Below are 9,792 nucleotides of genomic sequence, written 5' to 3' on the forward strand. Positions count from 1 at the left end.
CGTGGCTGCATATCCCCGTTGCCTTGCCGGAATGCTTTTTAATTTTCTCGGTCAGGATATCCGACGAACGCTGTCGAAGGAAACAATCAGAAAACGAACTATTCTTGTTATCGCCTTGTAACCAACAGAAAACATGGCGAATCGGGCGAGAATGCGGCCTTATTACACTCAATGGTCGCGCCACGTGCTTCAATCGCCGGATTTTCATTCGTATGGGTTCCCGTATCCGGGAATGTATGATCCAAGCCGTTACGAATCGGATATTCGGCATTTCGCGGCGGCTGAAAGGCCGATAGAAATAGAATAAAAAGGGTTGAGGGCCATATGTCTCAAGACGCAAGGACCGATCTTTATCCAAAACCGATCGTCTCTGGGCGCAAAGGGCCCGGAGCGGCGATCCGGCTTCTGGTCCTCGGCATCGTTCTGACGGGCGCGGCTTTCCTCTATTTCGTCTTCCGCGACCAACTCGGCGACGCCTTCCTGCTCGGCCTCCTGGGCGTGCTCTCCATGGTAGGCGTCTTCTATCTGTTCGGCGCGGCCATCGGGCTCATCCAGTTCACACCGCGCGTCCTGGGGGACGATCTCGCCCACGCCTTCATCGACTCCCTGCCCGAAGGCACAGTCATTCTGGATAGCCGGGGGCGTGTCGTTTACGCCAACCAGGCCTATGCCGCGCTGACGGGCGCGACTGACGCCACCGATGTGCGCGCGCTCGACACGATCCTTTCGGGCGAGCCCGCGGCATCCGACGCCATCTACCGGCTGTCGAACGCGGTGCGTGACGGTGTGCCGGCGCAGGAAGAGGTGCGGCTTTCCCATGCGATGGCGCCGGCATCCGACGGGCCGCGCGCCCTCGGGCCGACATGGTACCGCATCAAGGCGCGGCCCATCGCCTCGACGCCAGACCATAAGGGGCCGCTTTTTGCATGGCAGGTCGCCGACATATCGGACGAGCGGGCGGAGCAGGAGCGCTTCTTCCAGGATCTGCAGGAAGCCATCGACCATCTCGACCATGCGCCGGCAGGGTTCTTCTCCGCCGACGCCGCAGGGCGGATCGTCTATCTCAACGCCACGCTCGCGGAATGGCTGGGCGTGGACCTGACGAAATTCGTGCCGGGCTCCCTGACGCTGAACGATATCGTCGCGGGCAATGGCATGGCGCTGATCAATTCGGTCAAGGCCGATCCTGGCTCGAGCCGCAACACGGTGATCGATCTCGACCTTGCCAAGCTCAACGGGCAGAGCCTTGCGGTGCGCTTTTATCACCGGGTGCAAGCCCAGCGCGACGGTAAGCGCGGAACGAGCCGCACCATCGTGCTCAACCGCGCCGAGGGTGAGGATGCTTCGGCGGCGCTCCGGGCGGCGGAAGTGCGGTTCACGCGGTTCTTCAACTCCGCCCCCATGGCTATCGCCGCCGTCGACGCCAAGGGCAAGACGCTGCGCACCAATGCGCGCTTTCTCGATATCTTCTCTTCCGCCGTGGACAGCGACGCCATCGATGGCGGCATAAAGCTTGCCAGCGTGGTGCATGAGCGCGACCGCGAGGCTTTCTCCAAGGCGCTTGCCGCGGCCTTCGCCGGCCAGGCAGAGATATCCCCCATCGACACGGTGCTGCCGAGCAACGAGCAGCGGCATATCCGCTTCTATGTCAGCCCCGTCTCTGATGTCGGCGGTGAGGCGGCGGAGGAAGCGGCCATCGTTTCCGCCGTGGAGACCACGGAGCAGAAAGCGCTGGAAGGGCAGATGGCGCAAAGCCAGAAGATGCAGGCGGTGGGCCAGCTCGCCGGCGGCATCGCGCACGATTTCAACAATGTGCTGACGGCGATCATCATGTCGTCGGACCTGTTGCTCACCAATCACCGCGCGTCCGATCCGTCCTTCCCCGATATCATGAACATCAAGCAGAACGCCAATCGCGCGGCCTCGCTGGTGCGCCAGCTCCTGGCCTTCTCGCGGCGGCAGACGCTACGGCCCGAGGTGCTCGATCTCACGGACGTGCTTGCCGATCTCCGGATGCTGCTCGCACGCCTCGTCGGCAAGGATATCGAGCTCAAGATCGACCATGGCCGCGACCTCTGGCCCGTGCGGGCCGATCTCGGGCAGTTCGAGCAGGTGGCGGTCAATCTCGCCGTCAATGCGCGCGACGCCATGCCCGAGGGCGGGGCCATCACCATCCGCACCCGCAATGTGGACCAGGCGGAGGCGGCGGCCTTCAACTATCGCGACCTGCCCGTTGCCGACTATGTGCTTGTGGAAGTGGAGGATACCGGCACGGGCATCGCGCCTGATGTGATCGAAAAGATATTCGAGCCGTTCTTCACCACCAAGGAGGTGGGCAAGGGGACGGGCCTCGGTCTCTCCATGGTCTATGGCATCATCAAGCAGACGGGCGGCTTCATCTACTGCGATTCAGAGGTAGGGAAGGGCACGACCTTCAAGATTTTCCTGCCGAGGCATATCGAGACGGCAATTGCCGCGGACGGTACGGCTGTCGAAAACGGCAAGAAGGAAAAGAAGAAGGAACCCGAAAAGCCGCGCGATCTCTCGGGCTCCGCGACCGTGCTTCTCGTCGAGGACGAGGATGCGGTGCGCATGGGCGGGGTGAGGGCGCTGCAATCGCGGGGCTATACGGTGCATGAAGCCTCGTCCGGCGTGGAAGCGCTGGAGGTATTGGCGGGGCTCGACGGCAAGGTCGATATCGTCGTCTCCGACGTGGTCATGCCCGAGATGGACGGCCCGACGCTGCTGCGCGAACTGCGCAAGGACCATCCCGACATCAAGTTCATCTTCGTTTCCGGCTATGCGGAGGACGCCTTCGCAAAGAATTTGCCGGCGGACGCTAAATTCGGCTTCCTGCCCAAGCCCTTCTCGCTCAAGCAATTGGCCACGGCGGTCAAGGAGATGCTGGAATCGGAAGATTGATGCTTTGAATATGCTGCAACCGGAAGATTGCTGCTTTCGAGCGCGAAAAATGAGAATATTCATGCGTTTCCGGCTGTCTTAGGCCGGTTCGCCTCTTGCAACCGGCTCGCAGAACTGCATTAACTCACCGGATACAGGCTGCTCACCCGGCGCTCCGGGCGCTGCCTGCATAAATTGTTTCGTCGCGTGGTCCCAACCAAAAAGCCTGCAACTTTTAGGGATTGTGCGATATCCAAAGCATGGCCCCAGGGGGGCTGTCATGAAGGAGGAATTCATGCGTTTTTCGTTGTTCTCCAGCGTTACGCTGGCGGCGAGCATCATGTTTGTGCCGCTCGCCCATGCCGATATCACCATCGGCCTGATCGCGCCGCTGACCGGGCCGGTCGCGGCTTACGGCATCCAGGTGAAGAATGGCGCCGAGAGCGCCGTCGAGGCCATCAACAAGGCCGGCGGCATCAAGGGCGAGAAGGTCGTTCTCAAGCTCATGGATGATGCGGGCGAGCCCAAGCAGGCCGTTTCGGTCGCCAACCAGATCGTCGGCGACGGTATCCATTATGTGGTCGGTCCGGTGCTGTCAGGCACCTCGGTTCCCGTTTCGGACGTGCTCGCCGAGAACGGCATCCTTATGGTGACGCCGACCGCGACGACGCCGACGCTGACCAACCGCGATTTGTGGAACGTGTTCCGCACCTGCGGCCGTGACGACCAGCAGGCGCAGGTTGCCGCCGAGTATGTCCTCAAGACCATGAAGGACAAGAAGATCGCCATCGTCAACGACAAGGGCCCCTATGGCAAGGGCCTGGCCGATGCCTTCAAGGCGACGCTGAATGCGGGCGGCGTCAAGGAAGTGCTCGATGAATCGCTCAATGTCGGCGACAAGGATTTCGGCGCGCTCGTCACCAAGCTCAAGGAAGCCAAGGCCGATGTGATCTATTTCGGCGGCTACCATCCAGAGGGCGGCCTGCTTGCGCGTCAGCTGAAGGATCAGGGTGTGAAGGCCACGATCATCGGCGGCGAGGGCCTTTCGAACACGGAATATTGGGCGATCGGCAATGACGCCGCTGCCGGCACGATCTTCACCAACGCGGTGGACGCCACGAAGAATCCCGCTGCGGCGGAGGTTATCAAGGCGCTCGAAGAGAAGAAGATCCCGGCTGAAGCATTCACGCTCAACGCCTATGCCGCGGTGCAGGTCCTCAAGGCCGGCATCGAGAAGGCCGGTTCGGCGGATGACGCCCAGGCCGTCGCCAAGGCGCTGAAATCAGGCGAAGCCATTGACACTGTCATCGGCAAGCTGACCTATGGCGAAAGCGGTGACCTCTCCTCGCCGAGCTTCTCGCTCTACAAGTGGGAAGGCGGGAAGATCGTCGCGGCTGAATAAGCCAAACCCGCTTTGACCATCGACAGCCGCTGCTCAGGATCTGCGCAGCGGCTTTTCTGTTTGTCGTGATGGTTACAGGGGCTCGTCTTCTTCGTCATCCGACAGAAGATCGATCAGTTCCGCGGTGCGGCCACTGGCGCGGGGGATGCCTTCGAGCACCAGCGCCTCTTCATTGGTAATCCAGCCCCACGCCAGGATCAGTTCGTCAAGCGTAGCCCCCGATGCCATGATTTCAGCGATCAGGGTATCGTCGACGGGACCGAGCACCGAAATGATTTCGTCTCGTGTGATGGCCAAGGCGCAACCCTCCCTTGGTGACCTGAGCAGCGGAACGCCTGGCATGGCGGTTTGTTCCGAAAAGATGAAATAGACCATTGAAGCCGCAAGCGCCTTCGGCTAGAAACGCGACACGCATCCGATTTGCCGGATGCTTGGCACCCGTAGCTCAGCTGGATAGAGTGCTGCCCTCCGAAGGCAGAGGTCACAGGTTCGAATCCTGTCGGGTGCGCCAAATTCCAGAAAATCAGTCAGATACGGTCTGAACACGATTAGAAGCGTTGCTGCGGCTGGCTAGGCATGGGGCCCGGTGATGTGCGCTGTTTGGCCCGCTGCCTTTGCTGCTGGGGCTGGATTGTCACCTTGCCACTTTTGCTATTGTTTTAGAGCATGAGGTTGTTAACCGATTAAATGCCGCCGCAATTGACTTTTACGTAAACCATGGACAGAACAAGCCGTTGAACTGATTTTAAGAAGCAGGATGCGGTTGGATGCGCGAGTACTATACGATCACCGAGCTCACCCGTGAGTTCGGGATATCGACGAGGACCTTGCGCTTTTATGAAGACGAGGGCCTGATCCATCCCGTGCGGCGCGGGCGTACGCGGCTTTTCCGTCCATCCGACCGGCACCTTTTGAAGCAAATCCTGCGCGGAAAGCGCCTGGGCTTCTCGATCGCAGAGATCCACGAAATCATCCAGATGTACCGTGAGCCGCCGGGCGAATCGGGTCAATTGCGGCTTCTGATGAAGCGGGTGGAGGAGAAACGCGTCGATCTGCGCCAGAAGCGCCGCGATATCGAGGAAACACTGGGCGAACTCGACCGGATCGAGGAGGCCTGCATCGAACGGCTGGCTGAGTTGGGCGTCAAGACGTGATCCGCCGGGTGGTGATCAAGGTTGAATTGCCTGGGAGGTACTTACCATGTTGAAGAATATTGACCCGGCGCTGAATGCGGACGTGCTTTATGCGCTGCGCTCGATGGGACACGGGGACACGCTTGTTGTTACCGACACGAATTTCCCTTCCGATTCTATTGCCCGGCAGACGCGCCTCGGCACGCTTCTTTCCATCGGCAATGTATCCGCCGCCCGTGCGGTCAAGGCCATCCTGTCGGTCCTCCCGCTCGACACGCCATTGCAGCCCTCCGCCGGGCGCATGGAGGTGATGGGGTCGCCGGACGAAATCCCGCTGGTGCAGCAGGAGGTGCAGGCCGAAATCGACCGGGCGGAAGGACGGCCCGCGCCGATGTATGGCATCGAGCGCTTCGCTTTCTACGAGGAGGCGAAGAAGGCTTACTGCGTGATCACCACGGGAGAAACTCGCTTCTATGGCTGCTTCCTCTTCACCAAAGGCGTGATTGCGCCAAAGGAATAGAGCGCAGTCGCCAGTTCGCCTGCTTTTGACTCCATTCCTTGATTCTCTTCTCGCAATAGCCATATGCGACAGGGACCGATGACGGTCCTTAGCTTTGTGCGGGGAACCCACGCGAATATGAGGAGATAATGGATGACAGCCGTTGAAAACACCGCTCCGGCGGGCATGCTTTGCCCGGCTTGCAGAGTCGATCTGGTCATGAGCGAGCGCCAGGGCATCGAGATCGACTATTGCCCCAAATGCCGGGGCGTCTGGCTGGATCGCGGTGAACTCGACAAGATCATCGAGCGCAGTGTGGGCGAGCCACCTCGCGCCGCTCAGGGGCAGAGCAATATTCCCCAGCAACCCACTCCGCCAGCGCAGCCTTATCCTCACCAGGGACATCACAAGGAGGGCTATGGCGGACACCAATACGGTAGCCATGGCCGCCGTCGCAAATCATGGCTCGAGGATCTGTTCGACTGAGAATTCGCAGAAGTGGCCGCGAGGCGAAGCTCGCGCGCGGCCACACCACTGAATAATCAGCCGCCCTTCACCTGCGGCCCGATATGATCCACGCGGTTGGTCCATATGGCGCCGTTGAAGCGGGCGGGGATTTTCCGTAGGGTTGCCTCGTCATCGACTCCGCTCGTAGACTTCTCCCAGTGATTGTCGCCGATGGTGACGAGGAGCGTGCCGTATTTTTCTAGCCGCGCGGCGAGTCGGTGCGGGTAGCCCCAGATATAGGGCGAGAAATTTGCCGGCACCATGAACAGCGTCTGACGGCAGTCCTTCGGCACATAGCCGCTCCAGCCCAGAAGCGCGTGGCGGATAAAGCACCGGATCGCGCCGTCAGTGCCCAGAACGGTTGCCCCCGGACTTGCGGCCTTGAAGGCATCGATCGCCTTGCCGCCGCCATAGATCATGATATTCGCCCGTTCCGCCGGTGGAAGGGCGTTCAGACGCGCGGCAAGAAGGCGTCCTTCGCGTTCGTCATTGCTCTTGATGTTGATAAGGAATCGCCGGTCTGGAAAAGCTGCCAACACCTCGTCGAGCGACGGCATCATGCCTACGCCTTTACCGCGAAAAGGGAAGGTCTTGCCGCCATCGGCGGTATAGCCATAGCCGATATCGAGCTTCTTCAACTCGGCGAGGCTTTTGTCGCGGGTGACGCCCGTGCTCTCGGTACGGCAATCGACTGTCCAGTCATGGAAGACCGCGAACTGGCCGTCCGTCGTCGGGTGGACATCGAACTCGACGATATCTGCCCCCGCGTTGAAAGCGGCGCGGAAGCCTTCGGTGGTGTTTTCCAGATATGGATGCTCCGGCGGGAATATCCGCTCCGCCGTGCAGGTGTCGTTCTTGAGGCCCTCGCGCGAGAAGGTCTGGCCAAGGCCGCGATGGGCGATGATTTGCGGCTTCGGCTGGTCGGGGACCGCAAGATAGTCGGTGTTGACGATAAAGGCGATGATCGCGCACGCTCCAACAGCAAGGCCCGCGATTTTCAGAATGCCACGAATCATTCGATTTCCCCCTCATTTCAGCCAGCTTCAGAACGAAGCCCGGCAAATCTGGGGCAAGGAGAGATGACAGGCCGGATTATCAGCCCATCGTGGTCTCAGGCTGGCATATGTGCAGCCCGGCTATCGTCGGGCGCTTCGTCACGCTCCTCCAGCCCATAATCCCTGATCACATGGGCAACGCGCAGGCGGTAATCCTCGAACACGCCGCCGCGGCCCTGGCCTTGCGCGGCGCGGTGGGAGGGCAGGTTGCGCCACTCCCTCACCGCCTCCTCATCGCGCCAGAAGGAGAGCGACAGGAGCTTGCCGGGTTCGGTGAGGCTCTGGAACCGCTCGATGGCGATGAAGCCGTCGATCGTCAGTAGCTCCTTGCGCAGTTCCGCGGCGACGTCGAGATATTGCTTCCGGCGTGCCTCATCCGCCGGCCAGACTTCGAAGATCACCGCGATCATGGCTTGACGAACTCCCCATGCGGGCCGGAGACACGCTTGAGGAAAATCCGGTCCTCCTTCAGGATGAACCGCTCCTTGCGGGCAAATTCATAATTCTCGCGTCCGAGCGGGTCCTCCGCCAGCCGGGCTCGATAGACTTCGTAGGCGGCGAGGTTTTCGATGTTGTAGACGCCATAGGCGGCGGTTGCCGAGCCTTCGTGCGGGCCGTAATAGCCGATCAACTCCGCCCCGCAGCGGGGAATGGCCTGACCCCAATTGCGCGCATATTCGGCAAAGGCATCCCGCCGGAACGGGTCGATCTCATAGCGGATGAAACAGGTGATCATCGGGTACTCCATGCTTGCGATGGCCCGCCTTGTAGCGCCTTGATTGCCGCCCATGCTTCGGTTAGCATCGAACTATGAAAGACGGTCCTGTCATTGCAAAAATCGCGGCTCTCATCGGCGATCCGGCGCGGGCCAATATGTTGACCGCGCTCATGGATGGGCGCGCGCTCACCGCCAGCGAGCTTGCCGGAGTCGCGGGTGTCACGCTCCCAACGGCGAGCGGGCATCTCGCCAAGCTCGGCGAAGCCAGTCTCACGACCATGGAAAAGCAGGGGCGGCACCGTTATTTCCGCCTTTCCGGGCCGGATGTGGCGGAGGTGCTGGAGGGGCTGATGGGCCTTGCCCAGCGCACCGGCGCGGTGCGTGTGCGCACGGGGCCGAAGGACGAGGCGCTGCGCAAGGCCCGTATCTGCTACGACCATCTGGCGGGCGAGCGCGGCGTCGAATTGCTGGACGCCTCCTACCGGCTCGGCCTGATCGAGGGCGAGGAAAAGCCGGCATTGACGGAAAAGGGCAGGGGCTTCTTCTCCAGTCTTGGACTGGATGTCCCGGCGCTGGAAAAGGCCAAGCGGCCCCTATGCCGTCATTGCCTCGACTGGAGCGAGCGGCGCAACCATCTTTCCGGCGGCCTTGGCGCGGCCTTGCTCGATCATTTCATTGCGCAGGGCTGGGCGCGACGGGAGAAAGGGCGGGTGATCTCCTTTTCCCCCAGCGGTGCTCAAGCGTTTCGCTCAGTCTTTTCTATGAAATAGCCCTCAAGCACCAGTTTTTACGGCGGCATCGTCAAGCGCGGCGGCGCGGATGGCCGCTTCGCGGTCTTTGAGCCGATCCCAATAGGCGGCGAAGGCCGGACGCGCTTCCAGCGTGCCGAATCGCATGCCCCAGCCGATTTGCGCGCCGACATAGACATCCGCAGCGGTGAAGCGTTCGCCGGCGATATAGGGATGGCGCGAGACGGCTTTTTCCAGCGCGTCGATGACGGAGGCATAACTACCATAACCGACCATGCGGCTTTTCTCCGCCGGCGGTTCCAGGCCGAGCGCGTGATTGGTGAGCGCGGCTTCCACGGGACCGGCGGCGAAGAACATCCAGCGGTAATAATCTGCGCGTTCTTCGGCGCGCGGCGCGAGGCCGGCTTTCGGGAAGGTTTCGGCGAGATAGGCGCAGATCGCCGCCGCCTCGGTCACCACATGCGGGCCATGGCGCAGCGCCGGAACCTTGCCCATGGGGTTGATTGCGCAATAATCCTCATTCTTCATCGGCGGCCCGAAATCGAGGATTTCCACATCATAGGGCTCGCCGATCTCCTCCAGCATCCACCGGGCGATGCGGCCGCGCGACATGGGATTTGTATAGAGAGTAAGTTCAGCCATGAGTTTCCTCCTTCGTCGGATTCAGGATGCGCTTTTTAGGCAAAAAAGAAAACCCGGCCTAGGAAGACCGGGTTTCAGTATAACGCCGTCCTTCCCCCTTGCGGGGAAGGTGCCCGCGTTAGCGGGCGGATGGGGGTGGTGACGGGTGCGCTTTTGCTGGAGACCGTGGCGAACGCGTCACCACCC

11 protein-coding genes and 1 tRNA gene are annotated in these 9,792 nt (G+C 61.1%); 7 read left to right on the plus strand and 5 right to left on the minus strand.

The window, feature by feature from the left end:
- Positions 1-324: 324 nt before the first annotated feature.
- The gene (gene cckA / locus IEX53_RS04900) at positions 325-2,922 is read left to right on the plus strand and encodes a cell cycle histidine kinase CckA (protein WP_188822040.1); all 2,598 of its coding nucleotides are present in this window, start codon (positions 325-327) and stop codon (positions 2,920-2,922) included.
- Between the two features lie 274 nt (positions 2,923-3,196).
- A complete protein-coding gene (locus IEX53_RS04905) occupies positions 3,197-4,303 on the plus strand; it encodes a branched-chain amino acid ABC transporter substrate-binding protein (RefSeq protein ID WP_188822042.1) in 1,107 nt (368 codons plus the stop codon).
- Between the two features lie 72 nt (positions 4,304-4,375).
- Here IEX53_RS04905 and IEX53_RS04910 read toward each other — a convergent pair whose 3' ends face one another.
- The gene (locus tag IEX53_RS04910) at positions 4,376-4,600 is read right to left on the minus strand and encodes a hypothetical protein (protein WP_188822044.1); all 225 of its coding nucleotides are present in this window, start codon (positions 4,598-4,600) and stop codon (positions 4,376-4,378) included.
- 137 nt (positions 4,601-4,737) lie between these two features.
- On the opposite strand from IEX53_RS04910, the gene IEX53_RS04915 reads away from it, so the two are divergent.
- From IEX53_RS04915 to IEX53_RS04930, 4 genes are all read left to right on the plus strand, one after another.
- Positions 4,738-4,814: transfer RNA gene (locus IEX53_RS04915), tRNA-Arg, on the plus strand.
- A 256-nt stretch (positions 4,815-5,070) separates the two neighbouring features.
- Positions 5,071-5,457, plus strand: coding sequence for a MerR family transcriptional regulator (locus IEX53_RS04920; RefSeq protein WP_188822046.1), 387 nt, complete (start codon positions 5,071-5,073; stop codon positions 5,455-5,457).
- 46 nt (positions 5,458-5,503) lie between these two features.
- Positions 5,504-5,956, plus strand: a complete 453-nt coding sequence (locus IEX53_RS04925; RefSeq protein WP_188822048.1) for an RbsD/FucU family protein — start codon at positions 5,504-5,506, stop codon at positions 5,954-5,956.
- A gap of 132 nt (positions 5,957-6,088) precedes the next feature.
- Positions 6,089-6,421 carry a TFIIB-type zinc ribbon-containing protein gene (locus tag IEX53_RS04930; protein WP_188822050.1) on the plus strand — a complete coding sequence of 111 codons (333 nt, stop codon included), beginning with the start codon at positions 6,089-6,091 and terminating at the stop codon, positions 6,419-6,421.
- Positions 6,422-6,477: 56 nt separating this feature from the next.
- On the opposite strand, the gene IEX53_RS04935 is transcribed toward IEX53_RS04930, so the two are convergent.
- From IEX53_RS04935 to IEX53_RS04945, 3 genes are all read right to left on the minus strand, one after another.
- A complete protein-coding gene (locus IEX53_RS04935; RefSeq protein WP_188822052.1) occupies positions 6,478-7,458 on the minus strand; it encodes a glycerophosphodiester phosphodiesterase family protein in 981 nt (326 codons plus the stop codon).
- Positions 7,459-7,553: 95 nt separating this feature from the next.
- Positions 7,554-7,907, minus strand: coding sequence for an antibiotic biosynthesis monooxygenase family protein (locus IEX53_RS04940; protein WP_188822054.1), 354 nt, complete (start codon positions 7,905-7,907; stop codon positions 7,554-7,556).
- Complete coding sequence (locus IEX53_RS04945; RefSeq protein WP_188822056.1) at positions 7,904-8,233, minus strand: NIPSNAP family protein; 330 nt, start codon at positions 8,231-8,233, stop codon at positions 7,904-7,906. The genes IEX53_RS04940 and IEX53_RS04945 overlap by 4 nt, the downstream gene beginning before the upstream one ends.
- Positions 8,234-8,307: 74 nt before the next feature.
- Between IEX53_RS04945 and IEX53_RS04950 the strand changes: the two genes are divergently transcribed.
- Positions 8,308-8,985 (plus strand): ArsR/SmtB family transcription factor, encoded by a 678-nt coding sequence (locus tag IEX53_RS04950; protein ID WP_188822058.1) that lies wholly within the window; start codon positions 8,308-8,310, stop codon positions 8,983-8,985.
- Positions 8,986-8,988: 3 nt separating this feature from the next.
- Here IEX53_RS04950 and IEX53_RS04955 read toward each other — a convergent pair whose 3' ends face one another.
- Positions 8,989-9,606, minus strand: coding sequence for a glutathione S-transferase family protein (locus IEX53_RS04955; protein WP_188822061.1), 618 nt, complete (start codon positions 9,604-9,606; stop codon positions 8,989-8,991).
- Positions 9,607-9,792 lie beyond the last annotated feature (186 nt).

Origin of the sequence: Paramesorhizobium endophyticum (assembly GCF_014640615.1) — a bacterium.
GTDB classification, from domain to species: Bacteria; Pseudomonadota; Alphaproteobacteria; order Rhizobiales; family Rhizobiaceae; genus Paramesorhizobium; species Paramesorhizobium endophyticum.